Origin of the sequence: Pseudomonas sp. NPDC090755, from assembly GCF_044769005.1 — a bacterium.
Taxonomy (GTDB): Bacteria; Pseudomonadota; Gammaproteobacteria; order Pseudomonadales; family Pseudomonadaceae; genus Aquipseudomonas.
On the sequence record NZ_JBIVXC010000036.1, the window covers coordinates 1 to 16,385 of the forward strand.

General features: G+C 60.1%; 12 protein-coding genes. 2 read left to right on the forward strand and 10 right to left on the reverse strand.

Annotated features, from left to right (window positions below; all coding sequences use genetic code 11):
- On the forward strand, nucleotides 1-2,112 hold a 2,112-nt coding region (locus ACIQUS_RS26465; RefSeq protein WP_403053918.1), incomplete at its 5' end, for a DUF5801 repeats-in-toxin domain-containing protein.
- Nucleotides 2,113-2,193: 81 nt separating this feature from the next.
- Here ACIQUS_RS26465 and ACIQUS_RS26470 read toward each other — a convergent pair.
- The 6 genes from ACIQUS_RS26470 to ACIQUS_RS26495 form a co-directional block, all read right to left on the reverse strand.
- A complete protein-coding gene (locus ACIQUS_RS26470; RefSeq protein WP_403053921.1) occupies nucleotides 2,194-2,910 on the reverse strand; it encodes a LuxR C-terminal-related transcriptional regulator in 717 nt (238 codons plus the stop codon).
- 601 nt (nucleotides 2,911-3,511) lie between these two features.
- Complete coding sequence (locus ACIQUS_RS26475) at nucleotides 3,512-4,900, reverse strand: TolC family protein (protein ID WP_403053944.1); 1,389 nt, start codon at nucleotides 4,898-4,900, stop codon at nucleotides 3,512-3,514.
- 2 nt (nucleotides 4,901-4,902) lie between these two features.
- The gene (locus tag ACIQUS_RS26480) at nucleotides 4,903-6,216 is read right to left on the reverse strand and encodes an HlyD family type I secretion periplasmic adaptor subunit (RefSeq protein WP_403053924.1); all 1,314 of its coding nucleotides are present in this window, start codon (nucleotides 6,214-6,216) and stop codon (nucleotides 4,903-4,905) included.
- The gene (locus ACIQUS_RS26485; protein ID WP_403053926.1) at nucleotides 6,197-7,993 is read right to left on the reverse strand and encodes a type I secretion system permease/ATPase; all 1,797 of its coding nucleotides are present in this window, start codon (nucleotides 7,991-7,993) and stop codon (nucleotides 6,197-6,199) included. Before ACIQUS_RS26485 ends, ACIQUS_RS26480 begins: the two co-directional genes overlap by 20 nt.
- Nucleotides 7,994-8,243: 250 nt before the next feature.
- Nucleotides 8,244-8,771: a single-stranded DNA-binding protein gene (locus ACIQUS_RS26490; protein WP_285865176.1), complete on the reverse strand. Its 528-nt coding sequence runs from the start codon at nucleotides 8,769-8,771 to the stop codon at nucleotides 8,244-8,246.
- A gap of 9 nt (nucleotides 8,772-8,780) precedes the next feature.
- Complete coding sequence (locus ACIQUS_RS26495) at nucleotides 8,781-10,175, reverse strand: MFS transporter (RefSeq protein WP_403053930.1); 1,395 nt, start codon at nucleotides 10,173-10,175, stop codon at nucleotides 8,781-8,783.
- Between the two features lie 129 nt (nucleotides 10,176-10,304).
- Here ACIQUS_RS26495 and uvrA point away from each other — a divergent pair, with 129 nt between their 5' ends.
- Nucleotides 10,305-13,139, forward strand: coding sequence for an excinuclease ABC subunit UvrA (gene uvrA / locus ACIQUS_RS26500; RefSeq protein ID WP_403053933.1), 2,835 nt, complete (start codon nucleotides 10,305-10,307; stop codon nucleotides 13,137-13,139).
- A gap of 57 nt (nucleotides 13,140-13,196) precedes the next feature.
- Here uvrA and bfr read toward each other — a convergent pair whose 3' ends face one another.
- The 4 genes from bfr to ACIQUS_RS26520 form a co-directional block, all read right to left on the reverse strand.
- The gene (bfr, locus tag ACIQUS_RS26505; protein WP_285865172.1) at nucleotides 13,197-13,661 is read right to left on the reverse strand and encodes a bacterioferritin; all 465 of its coding nucleotides are present in this window, start codon (nucleotides 13,659-13,661) and stop codon (nucleotides 13,197-13,199) included.
- A 154-nt stretch (nucleotides 13,662-13,815) separates the two neighbouring features.
- Nucleotides 13,816-15,264: a catalase gene (locus ACIQUS_RS26510; protein ID WP_403053938.1), complete on the reverse strand. Its 1,449-nt coding sequence runs from the start codon at nucleotides 15,262-15,264 to the stop codon at nucleotides 13,816-13,818.
- 172 nt (nucleotides 15,265-15,436) lie between these two features.
- Complete coding sequence (rplQ, locus tag ACIQUS_RS26515; protein WP_009397469.1) at nucleotides 15,437-15,823, reverse strand: 50S ribosomal protein L17; 387 nt, start codon at nucleotides 15,821-15,823, stop codon at nucleotides 15,437-15,439.
- Between the two features lie 42 nt (nucleotides 15,824-15,865).
- The coding region (locus ACIQUS_RS26520) for a DNA-directed RNA polymerase subunit alpha C-terminal domain-containing protein (RefSeq protein WP_403053941.1) at nucleotides 15,866-16,385 on the reverse strand (520 nt) is incomplete at its 5' end.

Below are 16,385 nucleotides of genomic sequence, written 5' to 3' on the forward strand. Positions count from 1 at the left end.
GCCACCGGTGAGGCCGTCAACCTGTCGCTCAACGGCACCGTGGTCGAAGGTCGCACGGCCACGACCAATCTCCTGGTGTTCACCGTCAGCGTTGCCGCCAACGGTGACGTCACCCTCGATCAGCTTCGCGCCGTGGTCCATCCCAACACGACCAATCCGGACGACTCGACCAGCCTGACCTCGGACAACCTGGTCACTCTGACGGCAACCAAAACCGACAAGGATGGCGACAGCGCCCAGGCCACCCTCAACATCGGGCAAAACCTGGTGTTCAAGGACGACGGCCCGAGCATCAGCACCACTGGTACGGAACCGACGCTGACAGTGGATGAGACCGTGCTGACGACCAACGCCACGCAGAACTTCGCCGCCAACTTCACCTCGGCATTTGGCGCCGATGGCGCCGGCACGCTGACCTATGCGCTAGGTGTGGTAGCCGGTGCTTCCGGGCTGACCGATTCCGCCACCGGTGAGGCCGTCAACCTGTCGCTCAACGGCACCGTGGTCGAAGGCCGCACGGCCACGACCAATCTCCTGGTATTCACCGTCAGCGTTGCCGCCAACGGTGACGTCACCCTCGATCAGCTTCGCGCCGTGATCCATCCTGACGCGACCAATCCGGATGACTCGACCAGCCTGACCTCGGACAACCTGGTCACCCTGACGGCAACCAAAACCGACAAGGATGGCGACAGCGTCCAGGCCACGCTGAACATCGGGCAAAACCTGGTGATCAAGGACGACGGCCCGGCACTCGCATTCGGTAACCTGATCGGGACCGGTAGCACCCTTGCGCAATACGGCTTCTGGAGCATGTCGGCCGGCGCCGACGGGACAGGGACGACGGGGCTGGACATCACCTTGGTCAATGGCCAGTTCACCCTCGTCAGGCCAGACAACACGACCACGACCGGAACCGGCACGCTCACTGAGCTGGCGCCTTCACCGGACGCCAATGGTGCGTACCAGTTCGCGGGAACCTTGACCGGAGACTTCGACAACAACGCTGCAACGGCGGATACCACCGTCGACTACACGCTGACCGCCTTTGCCGATGGCAGCTATGCATTGGACCTGGTGCAGGGCTTCGGTTCGACGATCGTACGCAGCAGTGCCGACGGCTCACTCGGTGCCGGCGGCCCGGACCCCGTGCGCACATTGTTAATTCCGGCGCAGGATCCGCCGACTATTCCTTCGCCATCTGAGGAGATTGTCTTTTTCGGTGTAAACGCGACCACGGCCTCAAGCGATATATTTTCTGCCATCGGTCTGGGAGCGCCCGACCTCACCGAAGCACAGGTAGAGGCCGGCGGGTTTGCATTCATCGGCGCCGCGAACATGAACGTCAGCACGTCCGGCATTGGCATTACCAACAACAACCTCGATGGAAACGGGACAGCAGGCATCAATGCCGGTGATGAGAGTTTCGTCATCAATCCCGAGACCTTGTTGACGGGCCTCAAAGTGTTCATCGACAACTCGGTCCAAGGGTACAACCCGGCAACGGAAGAGCTGTACTACACAATCTTCTACGATGACGGCACGACGTCAGGTGCGCCGATAAAAGTGCTTGCCGCCGATCTGACCTCGGAGGATGGAGGACAGACATCCTTCGTCATCGAGAGGTCGGACTCGAAGCTCATTGACGCGGTTCAGCTCACGATGGGCCTGGGCGTGATCAAAATACCGGTGATCGAGTTCATTCAGGAGAGCGAGAGCCTGGCCAGTGATCTCAAGCTGGCGTTCAATGCGACGCTGACCGACAAGGATGGGGACACGGCGACGAGTGCGTTCGACGCCAACCTGTTCGCCAACGACCCGGCCGACGCACTCTTCGACTACAGGCTGGTGGGTACAGGCGGTGAGCGGGATGCCTTCAACGTCGATTTGTCCGCCGATGAGAACCTGTACCAGGTCACCGGCTTCGATGTGGGCCCAAGCCTGCGAGACACGCTGGTGCTCAACGGCGACCAGACCGCCGTTGTCCAATCGATCGACAACAGCGGCGCAGACGCCATCGTGACGGTTGCCGAGTCTGGCGGACAGACAACTACCATCACTTTAGTCGGGGTCGATCTGCTCAACAGCGACATTGTATTTGGCAGCGCCTGAGTCAGCGCACGTGTAAAAGAATGCGAGGGTGGCGTGGCAACCTCCCTCGCATTGCTTTTTGAACCTACGGCAACGTGAAATTCAATCCCGCTCCACCCGGAGGGACTCGGGCGGTTCTTCGTTGTTGATGAGCCCGTGCTTAAGCGCATACATCACTAAGTCAATGCGATTGATCAGATTGAGCTTTTGATAGATGTTACTGAGATGGTTGTGCACGGTGTGCTCGCTGATCCCCAGGCGCCCGGCAATACAAACGTATTTGGCGGACGGATCCCCCACGATGGCGCGAATCAGTTCCCTCTCGCGCAGCGTCAACCGCGCCTGTTTCGCCCGTTCCAGATTACATTTCAAGGGTGTATTCGTGCTCGCCACATAGTCGCAAAGCCCACCGACCCAGGCTCTGTCCATCCCGCTGTTGTGATCGTGCACCTTGATGATGGCCTGGATGATCGATTCCGTCGGGTCTTCCGCCAGTACGATGCCGCGTGCGCCCGCCTCTATCGCCTGGACAACGGGGACAGTTTCGTACAGGCCCTTGAGCACCAGCACTTTCATTTCAGCGCTGCGTGCGAGTCCCGCGATGACTTCCAGCGGGTTCAGCACATCTGGAAAGAAACTGAAAAGAATGACATGGGGATGCAACTGATCGGCAAGATCCAGTGCGTTGGTATAGGTGGTGGCCTCACCGCTCACTTCCATCCGCGGCTTACTGGCATCGATCAAGTCACGAAGCCCCCTGAGAACCAGGGGACGGCAATCGACCACCATCACACGTATCGGTTTTCTGTGGGTAGGCATGATGCTCCCGCCTCCCATGAAAAACGATCTATGACCTGCATCCATTGACCGTCCTGAGGCAACGGGTCTGAAGCCACTTTCACCTGTGGCATCGACAAGGTTTGCAGACACGTCCCAACGCTGGAAAGCGTCACCGAGAAAATACAAATAGAAATAACTATCAATAGCTTACGCATGATTCTGTGCTCCCAGGATCCCCTCAACTGAGTCTAGGTCAGCGCAAGGCGACGCCTGTGCACGCAACCGCCAGCCGTTGACTCAAGCCTGATGCGGATAGCCCGGTCGTGCACCCAAGGAGTGGCCTTGGTTCCCGTAAATCAAGGCCTTAAGCTCGCCACAGGTGATCTGCAAGCACCCTCTGATACTGAACAAAATCGTCAGTAAACAGACGAATGGCGTGTAGTTACATGCGCTAAAAGTACATCCGTCAATTTATCGCCTCATCCTGACTCAGCAAGCCCCATAAACCAGGGCTGACAGGCCGGAGTGGGCGGAGGATAAATGAACGCAAATGAGTGCGTCGTCATCATGGCCTGCACGCTGAAGGACATAAGTATTTTCGGCGCCAGGGTTGTAGTTGAATGACCAGGCACGCTTTCGGCTAATAGTCGGATCCAACGTCTGCTGCCTGGGCGGAGCTGCCGGGACTCAACCAGCCATTCACACTATCGACACTTTCGGCTGGAGGTTTTCCCGCCCAGCGATTGAGGGAGAACACATTACTGAGGAATTCGTATTGCGTCTTGAGCAGGTCACGCCGAGCGCGGAACTCGTTGCGGACACTGGCCAGAACATCGACGGCATTGACCATTCCATAGCTCAATGCTTTCTCTGCCGCCACCCTGGAGAGCTTTGCCGAAGCCAGGGCCAGGCGATTCGCGTCGATTTTTTCACCATTCGAATTGGCGGTCAGGTAAGCGCTGGTGATCTCCTTGACCACCCGGCGCCGGATTGCTTCCAGCTCCTGCTCGGCGACCAGCTGATCCTGGTAGAGCCCACGGACCCGTGCCGAGGTCGAGCCGCCGCTGTAAAGCGGCATCTGGACGCCGATACCAGCGACATAGCTGTCAGTGCGCGGCGCCTGGGCGTTGTTGTAGCCCTCGTTGGTTTCTTGTGTGCTCAGGTTCAGGCTCACGGTCGGGTAATGCCCACCCTTGCCACTGCGCAATGCGGCGCCCGCTGCTTCGACACCACTCTCGCTGGCCTTGAGCGTTGGGTTTAGCGCAATACCGTCGCGGACCCAGTCTTCCAGACTCTGTGCTGAAACCCGTAGATGCGCGTCATCGCGAATCCGGTTGAGCTTCTCCTTGACCGGGCGACCGACGATCTCCGCCAGTGCCTCGCGACTGATACTGGCCTGGTTGCGCGCATCCAGCTCCTGCGCCGCGAGCAAATCCACTCGGGCCTTGAGGTCGAGCTGATCCGTCACCAACGCCAACTGCTTTTCATACAACGCATTGACTCGATCCAGGCTCTTTTGTGTGGTTCGACGCTCCGCCCTCACCAACTCCAGCTCATCCTCGGCCGCGAGCGCAGTGAAGTAACGCTGCGCCAATTCCACAGTCGCCTCGGCCTGAGCATCCAACGCTTCCGATTCCGACTGCCTGGCCAGGCTTTTGAACTTTTGGTAGTTCTCCCACGCGGCCTTGTTATAGAGGTACTGACGTAGCACCAGACTGTAGCTTTCGCTATCGTAGCTCTGCTGTATCAGGTCGTTTTCCTGGTGAATTCGGTTCGACCCGGCGTTGAACGATAATTGCGGCAACAGCGCCCCCACGGCCTCACGCTGATGCTCCTTGCCCGCCTGCGCTTGCGCATAAGAGGCCAATACCCGTGGGTCCTCCAGTCGCGCCTCGCGATACAACTGCTTGAGATCGGTGGAGAACGTCGAGGCACTGACCCCGGTCGAGGCTTGCACAGCGGTTTGCCCCAGGGCGGCACCCGCTGCAAGCATGAGCACCCCACCCAGAAGAACTGACGACACGCCCACAGTCATTCCTCGATCATCGATTGAGAAATGGCATCGCGGGCCGGTTGCATCAAGTACTGCAACAGCGTGCGTTGCCCGGTGATGATCAACACATCCGCCGGCATCCCCGGCAACAACTTGCGCTCACCCAAGGTGCGAGCGCCCTCCTCAGTTACCCGAACCCGCGCGAGGTAATAAGCAGCCCCGGTCTTTTCGTTGGTCAGCCGGTCAGCCGAAACGCTGCTGACCTCGCCTTCGATCTCCGGAGTCGTCGAACTCTTGAATGCGCCGAAACGGATATCGGCACGTTTGCCGATGGCGACGCGATCAATATCCACCGGCGCCACCTGGGCTTCTATGACCAGCTCGGAAACCGATGGGACGATGTCCAGCAACGGCGTCGCCGGGCGCACGACCCCACCAACGGTGTGCACTGTCATGCCAATCACCATGCCCGCGTCGGGTGCGCGGATGACGATATGGTTGAGCCGGTCTTCCAGGGCCGAGGTTTTCTCCTGCAGGTCGTATATCCGGGTCTGGACCTCGGCCAGTTGCTTGACAACGTCGGCATTGAAATCCTTGTCGACTTGCAGAATCTGCAACTGCGTTTCGTTGATCTGCAACCGCGTCCTGTTGATGGTGGAACGGTGATCAGCCACCTCCGACCTGAGCATCCCCAATTTGCGTTCCTGCTCAAGCAGACGTTGCTTGTCAACGAACCCCTGCTGCAACAGGTCGGTTAATTCATCGATTTCACCGCTGTAGGATTTCTCCAGGCTAACCTTGGCACCGATCATCGACTCCAATCCCTTGATCTGTTGATTCAACTGGCCAATGCGCTCGCGTAACACCGCTATCTGGCCCAGCCGCGAGCCTTGCCGAGCGTTGAACACCTGAGTCTCGCCCTGACGCGCTTCCGCTCCTCGCGGGCTGGCGAGATCGGCGATCTTTCCAAAACCGATCACCGGTGACATGTCGCGCTCGGCGATGAGCCTTGCCTCCATGGCTCTGGCCGCGATCAGCTGGCTTCTGGCCATCTCGTACTCGAAGCGTAGCTGGGCATCATCGAGAATGATCAGCGGATCATCACGCTTGACGATGTCACCGTCATGGGCCAGCACCGCTTTGACAATGCCCCCTTCAAGATGCTGGACCGTTTTGCGATAAGACTGCACGGTGACCACACCGGGCGCATACGCGGCGCCGTCGAGGGGCGCGATCGCCGCCCAGGTGCCAAACAGGCCGAAAGTCACCCCGACAATACCAAGGCCCAGGCGGCGGATTTTACGATCCGCTATGGGCAGGTCAGCAAAGCCTTCAATTTGACGGCTGGGCATCGTAGGGTCCATTGCCATTGCCATTGCCCTTGCTAGTTTCGACCGAGGCCATGCTGGCGCCTACGGGTGCTGGCATGGTGTGCTTTTGTACCTGCGGGTGCTGCGCGTTGAGTTCGGCCAGCACATGGTCGCGAGGCCCAAAGAGACTGATAACCCCAGCTCTCATCACCATGAGCCGGTCAAGTTGCGAGACGATGTTGGTTCGGTGAGTAATGACAAACAGGGTCGCACCGGTCTGCTTGACCTGCTGGATGGCTGCGGCCAGGGCGCGATCACCGACCTCGTCAAGATTGGAATTGGGCTCGTCGAGAATAATCAGCCGCGGGTTGCCATACAGGGCGCGGGCCAGTCCGATGCGCTGGCGCTGCCCTCCCGACAGCATGACGCCCTCGCTGCCAATGATGGTGTCATAGCCATCGGGAAGCAGCAGAATCATTTCATGAACGCCAGCAGTCCTGGCCGCCTGAATGACTTTCGCCGAATCGACCTCGGCGAATCGGGCAATGTTCTCGCCGACGCTGCCTTCGAACAATTCAATATCCTGGGGCAAGTAGCCGATATGCGGGCCAAGCTCGTGCTTGTCCCAGGCACTGATATCCGCGCCATCCAGCCGGACCACCCCATGCTGCGGCGCCCATACTCCCATCAGTGCTCTGGCCAGGGTCGACTTGCCCGATGCACTTGGACCGATGATTCCCACCACGCAACCGGCAGGTACGCTGAAGCTGATGTTTTTGATGATCGGGGTTTTCGAGCCAGGGGCCGCGACAATCAGATTCTCGACCTGCACATGCCCTTGGGGCGCAGGTAAAGACATACGCTCGGGTTGCGCTTGTTGTTTGTCGAGGATGTCGTTCAGACGACTGTACTGCGAGCGTGCAGCAATGAAGCCCTTCCAGCTACCGATGATGAGATCGATAGGGGCCAGTGCCCGCCCCAACAGCACGGCCCCGGCAAACACCAAGCCTGCGCCCACCTGATTATCCACCGCCAGGTAAGCCCCCAACCCCAGCACCAGTGATTGCACCAAGAGCCGGAAAGACCGGGAAACCGTACTGACAATCGCTGCCCTGTCACTCGCCAGGGACTGCAGCAACAACACGTTCCTTTGCCGACGCCCCCATCGATCCATCAGGGTTTCAAGCATGCCCATCGACTCGATGACTTCGGCGTTGCGCAGGTTCTTGGTGGTGTAGAGCGTCGCGCCGATATGCTCCTTGTTGGCCTGGGCCAGTACCGCTCCGGTCAGCTTCTCATTGATAAATGCGAGCGATAACAACAACAGGGCACTGCCCGTGGCTACCCAGCCAAACCAGGGATGGAACGCAAACATCACCGCGATATAAATCGGTAACCAGGGCGCATCGAAAAAGGCGAACAAGCCATTACCTGAGAGAAACTGCCTCAACCCCGTCAAGTCGTTGAGCGACTGCGCCGAGGCATCCATGCCGCCACTTTCCAAAGCCCGTTTGAAACTCGCCTTGTAGACCTGGCGACTCAACAACACATCCAACCGGGTACTGACCCGAACCATGATGCGCGAACGAATCCATTCCAGGGAGGCGAGCGTGATCAGCAGTCCGGTCATGATCAGCGTTAACATCGCCAGGGTCGTCAGGCTTCCACTGGTCATCACTCGTCCATATACCTGAAGCATATAGAAGGTAGGGACCAGCATTAATGCGTTAATGAAAAAGCTGAAAAAGCCAACAGACACAAAGCTATCTCTACAGATTTTCAACGCATTTTTCAGACTGTTTTCAGGTGCGCTTCGCATTGAAAACCCCAGCTCGAAACACCATATTTGTGGAGCTTAGATCATGCCGAACGACGGCGTGTGGCACCTCAGGCAAGTCGTCCGGAGCGGGAAGCACCAAGCTTCCAAAAGGTCGCCACGCGGTTGATGGCCAAGTGCCGAGTGGCGCCAGCAGGATTGAGTCAGCAGAAGCTATCCCCCCAGAAACGAGAAAGCCCCCGCAGTGCGGGGGCTCTCAAAGAAAACTTTACGAAAAAGTCTCTACGATTCCTTAGAACGGAATATCGTCATCGAAGCTGTCGAAGTCTGGCGCTGGCTGCGGAGCCGGCTGTTGTGGTGCCGGACGCTGAGGAGCCTGCTGCGGGCGCTGGGCCTGCTGGCGTGGCGCCTGGTTGTAGTTGCCGCCGCCCTGGTTGCCACCCTGGTTGTACTGGTTGCCACCGTCCTGGTTCTGTGGACGGCCGCCCAGCAGCTGCATGGTGCCCTGCATGTCGACGATGATTTCAGTGGTGTAGCGCTTGATGCCGTCTTTTTCCCACTCGCGGGTCTGCAGCTTGCCTTCGATGTAGACCTGCGAACCCTTGCGCAGGTATTCGCCGGCGATCTCGGCAACCTTGCCGAACATCGATACGCGGTGCCACTCAGTGCGCTCGACCTTCTGGCCGGTCTGCTTGTCGGTCCACTGCTCGCTGGTGGCCAGGCTCAGGTTGGTCACGGCGTTACCGTTGGGCAGGTAGCGGACTTCGGGATCCTGACCGCAGGTACCGACCAGAATGACTTTGTTAACCCCACGGGCCATAACGTTCTCCTAGGCTTCGCACGCTTCGGAGGCCGGGTTTACCAGGCGCTCCAGGGTCGTGCGATCCAAAATTTGTGTATCAAGTTTGATATAGATGGCGGCTTCATCGGCCACCACCACTGCGTCGGTCACACCCGGTACGGCCAGCAGCCGTTCGGTCAGTCCCGCCTCGCGGACCGCCTCGGCCGACAACGGCATGCGCAGGCTGGTCACGTACGGCGGTTCACGCATGCTGATGGCCACGATCCACCACAGTGCACACAAGGCTGCGCAGCCCAGGAACACCGTGCTCAGGCCACCGTGCTGGAACAACCAGCCACCGAGAATTCCTCCCAGCGCGGCACCAAGGAACTGGCTGGTGGAATAAACCCCCATGGCCGTGCCCTTGCCGCCGGCGGGCGACACCTTGCTCACCAGCGAAGGCAAGGATGCCTCCAGCAGGTTGAAGGCAGTAAAGAATATCACGGTGCCGATGACCAGTTGGTGCAAGTTGTCTGCCGACAGCCAGAAGAAGAGCTCGGTGAGCATCAATACACTGACCGCTCCCAGCAGGACACGTTTCATCTTGCGCTTTTTTTCGCCGTAGATGATGAACGGGATCATTGCAAAAAATGAGATCAGCAAGGCGGTCAGGTACACCCACCAGTGCTCTTCCTTGGGCAAGCCGCCGCGCTCGACGAAGGCCAGGGGCAAGGCGACGAAGCTGGCCATCAGGATCGCATGCAGGACGAAGATGCCCACGTCCAGGCGCAGCAGGTCGGGATGGCGCAGGGTCGGGCCCAGGGCCTGCTTGGCCACGCCCGATTCGCGGTGCTGCAAGGCCCCGTGGGACGCGGGCACCACGAACGCGATCAGGCCGATACCGACCAGCGCCATGGCCGCGGTGGCCAGGAACAGCCCGGACAGGCCGAAGGCGCGGGTCAGCAAGGGGCCAACCACCATGGCCACGGCGAACGACAGGCCGATGCTCATGCCGATCATGGCCATGGCCTTGGTCCGGTGCTGCTCGCGGGTAAGGTCGGACAGCAGCGCCATCACCGCCGCCGAAATCGCCCCGGCGCCTTGCAGGATACGTCCGGCGATCACGCCCCAGATCGAGTCGGCCTGGGCCGCCAGCACGCTACCCAGGGCAAAGATAACCAGGCCCAGGTAAATCACCGGGCGACGACCGATGCGATCGGAAATCATCCCGAACGGAATTTGCAGCAATGCCTGGGTAAGGCCGTAGGCACCGATGGCCAGGCCGATCAATGCCGGAGTGGCGCCCGCCAGGTCCATGCCATAGGTCGCCAGAACCGGCAGGACCATGAACATGCCCAGCATGCGAAAGGCGAACACCAGGGCCAGGCCGCCTGCGGCGCGGGTTTCGCTGCCACTCATGCCTTCGCTGTGGGTATCGTGCATGGATAAACCTCGTGTGAACCGGCGGCGATTCTACCAGCCCCATCGCCTGACGGCATCTACGCGACGCTTTGCCGCGTACTGGCAGGGCGCCGTATACTCAATCGTTTATGCCCGCCGAGCGAGGCCGCAGTGGACAAGATCCTGATACGTGGGGCACGCACCCACAACCTGAAGAACATCGACCTGACCCTGCCCCGGGACAAGCTGATCGTGATTACCGGCCTGTCCGGTTCCGGCAAGTCGTCGCTGGCCTTCGACACCCTGTATGCCGAGGGCCAGCGGCGCTACGTCGAATCACTGTCGGCCTATGCCCGGCAGTTTCTGTCGATGATGGAAAAGCCCGACGTCGACACCATCGAAGGCCTGTCGCCGGCCATTTCCATCGAACAGAAATCGACCTCGCACAACCCGCGTTCGACAGTCGGCACCATCACCGAGATCTACGACTACCTGCGCCTGCTCTACGCCCGCGTCGGCACCCCGCGCTGCCCGGATCACGACATCCCGCTGGAGGCCCAGACCGTCAGCCAGATGGTCGACCTGGTGCTGGCCCAACCCGAAGGCAGCAAACTGATGCTGCTGGCTCCGGTGATCCGCGAGCGCAAGGGTGAACACCTGGCGGTGTTCGATGAGCTGCGCGCCCAGGGTTTCGTTCGCGCCCGGGTCAACGGCAAGCTGTTCGAGCTCGATGAGCTGCCCAAGCTGGATAAACAGAAAAAACACACCATCGACGTGGTGGTCGACCGCTTCAAGGTCCGCGAGGACCTGCAGCAGCGCCTGGCCGAGTCGTTCGAGACTGCGCTGAAGCTGGCCGACGGCATCGCCCTGGTGGCGTCGATGGACGACGAGCCGTTCGAGGAAATGATCTTCTCGGCCCGTTTCGCCTGCCCGATCTGCGGCCACGCCATCAGCGAGCTGGAACCCAAGCTGTTCTCCTTCAACAACCCGGCCGGCGCCTGCCCGACCTGCGATGGCCTGGGGGTCAAGCAGTTCTTCGACACCAAGCGCCTGGTCAACAATGAGCTGACCCTGGCCGAAGGGGCGATTCGCGGCTGGGACCGGCGCAACGTCTACTATTTCCAGATGCTCGGCTCCCTGGCCGCGCACTACGGCTTCAGCCTCGAGGTGCCCTTCGGCGAACTCCCGGCCGAGCAGCAGAAGGTCATCCTGCACGGCAGCGGCAAGCAGAACGTCGACTTCAAGTACCTCAACGACCGTGGCGACATCGTCAAGCGCTCGCACCCGTTCGAAGGTATCGTGCCGAACCTGGAGCGCCGCTACCGCGAGACCGAGTCCGCCACCGTGCGCGAAGAGCTGGCCAAGTTCCTCAGCACCCAACCGTGCCCGGATTGCCGCGGCACCCGCCTGCGCCGTGAGGCGCGGCATGTGTGGGTGGGCGAGAAGACCCTGCCGGCGGTCACTGGCTTGCCGATCGGCGATGCCAGCGATTACTTCGGCGGGCTCAAGCTGACCGGTCGACGCGGCGAGATCGCCGACAAGATCCTCAAGGAAATCTGCGAGCGCCTGCAGTTCCTGGTCAACGTCGGCCTCGACTACCTGACCCTGGACCGCAGCGCCGACACCCTGTCCGGCGGCGAAGCCCAGCGCATCCGCCTGGCCAGCCAGATCGGCGCCGGCCTGGTGGGGGTGATGTACATCCTCGACGAGCCGTCCATCGGCCTGCACCAGCGCGATAACGACCGGCTGCTGGCAACCCTCAATCACCTGCGCGATATCGGCAACACGGTGATCGTGGTCGAGCACGACGAGGATGCCATCCGCCTAGCCGACTACGTGGTGGACATCGGCCCCGGTGCCGGTGTGCATGGTGGCCAGATCGTCGCCGAGGGCTCGCCTGCCGAGGTCATGGCCCACCCGGACTCGCTGACCGGCAAGTACCTGTCGGGCCGGGTCAAGATTGCCGTACCGGCCGAGCGCACCCCACGTAACAAGAAGCTCGCACTCAAGCTCAAGGGCGCCCGTGGCAACAACCTGCAGAACGTCGACCTGGAGATCCCGATCGGCCTGCTGACCTGCGTCACCGGCGTATCCGGCTCGGGCAAGTCGACACTGATCAACAACACCCTGTTCCCGCTCAGTGCCACGGCGCTCAACGGTGCCAGCAGCCTGGAGGCGGCCCCCCACGACAGCTGTGACGGCCTGCAGCACCTGGACAAGGTGGTCGACATCGACCAGAGCCCGATCGGTCGCACCCCGCGCTCGAACCCGGCGACCTACACCGGGCTGTTCACGCCGATTCGCGAGCTGTTCTCCGGGGTGCCGGAGTCGCGCTCGCGCGGTTACGGCCCGGGGCGTTTCTCCTTCAACGTCAAGGGTGGACGCTGCGAGGCGTGCCAGGGCGACGGCCTGATCAAGGTCGAGATGCACTTCTTGCCGGACATCTACGTGCCGTGCGACGTGTGCAAGAGCAAGCGCTACAACCGCGAAACCCTGGAGATCAAGTACAAGGGCAAGAACATCCACGAGGTGCTGGAAATGACCATCGAGGAAGCCCGCGAGTTCTTCGATGCAGTACCGGCCCTGGCGCGCAAGCTGCAGACCCTGATGGATGTCGGCCTGTCCTACATCAAGCTGGGGCAGTCGGCGACCACCCTGTCCGGCGGCGAGGCGCAGCGGGTCAAACTGTCACGCGAGCTGTCCAAGCGTGATACCGGCAAGACCCTGTACATCCTCGACGAGCCGACCACGGGCCTGCATTTCGCCGATATCCAGCAATTGCTCGACGTCTTGCACCGCCTGCGTGACCACGGCAACACCGTGGTGGTGATCGAGCACAACCTGGACGTGATCAAGACCGCCGACTGGATTGTCGACCTCGGCCCCGAGGGTGGCTCCAAAGGAGGCCAGATCATCGCCTTCGGTACGCCTGAAGAAGTGGCCGTGATGAAGCAGTCCCACACCGGCCATTACCTCAAGCCGCTGCTGGAGCGTGATCGCGCCTGATCCTACACAGCCCAAAAAAAAAGCCCCGCACTGGCGGGGCTTTTTGTTTCGGTAAACTTACATCTGCGACTGCAGGTAGTTCTCCAGGCCGATGGACTTGATCAGGCCCTGCTGCTTCTCCAGCCAATAGGCGTGGTCTTCCTCGGTATCAGCCAGTTGCAGGCGCAGGATGTCGCGGCTGATGTAGTCCTTGTGCAGTTCGCACAACTCGATGCCCTTGCACAGCGCGGCGCGCACCTTGTACTCCAGGCGCAGGTCGGCGGCGAGCATCTCCGGTACCGTGGCACCGACGTCCAGGTCATCAGGACGCATGCGTGGCGTGCCTTCGAGCATGAGGATACGACGCATCAGGGCATCGGCGTGTTGCGTCTCTTCTTCCATCTCGTGGTTGATACGCTCGTAGAGCTTGCTCAGGCCCCAGTCTTCGTACATGCGCGAGTGGATGAAATATTGGTCGCGTGCCGCCAGTTCGCCCGTCAGCAACGTGTTGAGATAATCGATTACGTCCGGGTGACCTTGCATCGCCCTGCTCTCCCTGTTCGAAAGTAATAGTTTGAACCAGGATGACTCGAAGGTCACTGAGATTCGAGCAAAATATGCGAATAAAGTGGGTAAACGGTAGTGATATTCATTGAAAAACCGCCCAAATGAGGGCGGTTATTCTTATCACTTCGACTTAGGCGATATTTATGCCCAAAGCCTTGGCAACCCCTTCCCCATAGGCCGGATCGGCCTTGAAGAAGTGCTGCAGCTGGCGCTCGACGACATCGGCGCAAACACCTGCCATGGCCCCGGCGATGTTGCTGATCAACAAGGCCTTCTGCTCGGCGTTCATCAAGCGGAACAGCGCGCCGGCATGGCTGTAGTAGTCGGTGTCTTCACGGTGGTCATAGCGGCCCGCCACGCCGTTGAGGGCCAGCGCCGGCTCCGCATGGTGCGGTGCCTGCTTAGGCGCATTGGCGTAGCTGTTGGGCTCGTAGTTCGGCGCGGCACCGCCATTGCTGCCAAACGCCATGGCGCCATCACGCTGGTAGGTGTTCACCGGGCTGCGTGGGGCGTTTACCGGCAGTTGCTGGTGGTTGGTACCAACCCGGTAGCGATGGGCATCTGCGTAGGCGAATACGCGGCCCTGGAGCATGCGGTCGGGCGACAGGCCGACACCTGGCACCATGTTGCTCGGACCGAACGCCGCCTGTTCCACTTCGGCAAAGTAGTTGAGCGGATTGCGGTTGAGCTCCAGTTCGCCAACCTCGATCAGCGGGTAGTCTTTCTGCGACCAGGTCTTGGTCACATCGAACGGGTTCTCGTCGCGGGTGGCCGCTTCCTCTTCGCTCATGACCTGGATGCACACCGCCCATTTCGGGAAATCACCACGCTCGATCGCCTCGAACAGGTCACGCTGGGCGTAATCCGGATCGGTACCGGCCAGACGCGCCGCGTCGGCAGGCGAGAGGTTCTTGATGCCCTGCCTGGTCTTGAAATGCCACTTGACCCAGGTTCGCTGGCCCTGCGCATTGATCAGGCTGTAGGTGTGGCTGCCGAAGCCGTGCATGTGACGGTAGCCGTCAGGAATGCCGCGGTCGGAGAACAGGATGGTGACCTGGTGCAGCGCTTCCGGGGAATGAGACCAGAAATCCCACATCGCCTGAGGGCTTTTCAGGTTGCTTTGCGGCAGACGCTTCTGGGTGTGGATAAAGTCCGGGAATTTCAGCGGGTCACGAATGAAGAATACCGGGGTATTGTTGCCGACGATGTCCCAGTTGCCTTCTTCGGTATAGAACTTGAGGGCAAAGCCGCGCGGATCACGCTCGGTGTCCGCCGAACCACGCTCGCCACCGACCGTGGAGAAGCGCAGGAAGGTCTCGGTCTGCTTGCCCACCTCGCTGAACAGCCTGGCGCTGGTGTAGCGGGTGATATCGCGGGTCACCGTGAAGGTGCCATAGGCCCCCGAGCCCTTGGCGTGCACGCGACGCTCAGGGATGTTCTCGCGGTTGAAATGCGCGAGCTTTTCGATCAGGTGGAAGTCATCCAGCAGTAACGGCCCCCGCGGACCAGCAGAACGCGAGTTCTGGTTGTCGGCAACCGGTGCGCCGCTGGCGGTGGTCAGTGTCTTGGTCTGGCTCATGTGTAATCTCCCTATCGGTCTCGAACTGCCGGCTAATCGGCCTGGAACGAGTATTGACCAGGAATATTACAAGGACAAATTCATTACATGACTCAGATCAATAGATTGTTTCAATGCGTGCAGACACAAAAAACCGGGCACTGGGCCCGGTTTTCTGTTTCAGACTGTCGCCTTACTCAGCAGCTTCTACCGAGCCACCGACAGGACGATCAACCAGCTCGACGTACGCCATAGGTGCGTTATCGCCAGCGCGGAAGCCGCACTTGAGGATACGCAGGTAGCCGCCCTGACGGGTGGCATAGCGCTTGCCCAGATCGTTGAACAGCTTACCAACGGCTTCTTTCGAACGGGTACGGTCGAAAGCCAGACGACGGTTAGCTACGCTGTCTTCTTTGGCCAGGGTGATCAGCGGCTCGGCAACGCGGCGCAGTTCCTTGGCTTTTGGCAGGGTAGTTTTGATCAGCTCGTGCTCGATCAGCGACACCGCCATGTTTTGGAACATGGCTTTGCGGTGAGAGCTGGTACGGCTCAGGTGACGTCCACTTTTACGATGACGCATGATTCATTCCTTACCAAACACTACGTTCGGTGATTACGACGATCAGGCAGTCGCCTTGTCGTCCTTCTTAAGACTTGCAGGCGGCCAGTTGTCGAGGCGCATGCCGAGGGACAGACCACGGGAGGCCAGAACGTCCTTGATTTCAGTCAGGGACTTCTTGCCCAGGTTCGGAGTCTTCAACAGTTCTACTTCGGTGCGCTGAATCAGATCGCCGATGTAGTAAATGTTCTCCGCCTTAAGGCAGTTGGCCGAACGTACGGTCAATTCCAGATCGTCAACCGGACGAAGCAGGATCGGATCGATCTCGTCTTCCTGTTCGACTACCACAGGTTCGCTGTCACCTTTGAGGTCGACGAACGCAGCCAACTGCTGTTGCAGGATGGTTGCAGCACGACGGATGGCCTCTTCAGGATCCAGGGTACCGTTGGTTTCCAGATCAATAACCAGCTTGTCCAGGTTGGTACGCTGTTCGACACGGGCGTTGTCCACCACGTATGCGATACGGCGAACCGGGCTGCACGAAGAGTCCAGCTGCAAGCGACCAAGGCTGCGGCTTTCGTCT

What these genes read in the sequence shown, in the direction of transcription:
- bfr (WP_285865172.1), bottom strand. Translation starts at nt 13,661, where the DNA reads ATGCAAGGTCACCCGGACGTAATCGATTATCTCAACACGTTGCTGACG.
- ACIQUS_RS26485 (WP_403053926.1), bottom strand. Translation starts at nt 7,993, where the DNA reads ATGCGAAGCGCACCTGAAAACAGTCTGAAAAATGCGTTGAAAATCTGT.
- ACIQUS_RS26470 (WP_403053921.1), bottom strand. Translation starts at nt 2,910, where the DNA reads ATGCCTACCCACAGAAAACCGATACGTGTGATGGTGGTCGATTGCCGT.
- ACIQUS_RS26495 (WP_403053930.1), bottom strand. Translation starts at nt 10,175, where the DNA reads ATGCACGATACCCACAGCGAAGGCATGAGTGGCAGCGAAACCCGCGCC.
- rplQ (WP_009397469.1), bottom strand. Translation starts at nt 15,823, where the DNA reads ATGCGTCATCGTAAAAGTGGACGTCACCTGAGCCGTACCAGCTCTCAC.
- ACIQUS_RS26510 (WP_403053938.1), bottom strand. Translation starts at nt 15,264, where the DNA reads ATGAGCCAGACCAAGACACTGACCACCGCCAGCGGCGCACCGGTTGCC.
- ACIQUS_RS26480 (WP_403053924.1), bottom strand. Translation starts at nt 6,216, where the DNA reads ATGCCCAGCCGTCAAATTGAAGGCTTTGCTGACCTGCCCATAGCGGAT.
- ACIQUS_RS26490 (WP_285865176.1), bottom strand. Translation starts at nt 8,771, where the DNA reads ATGGCCCGTGGGGTTAACAAAGTCATTCTGGTCGGTACCTGCGGTCAG.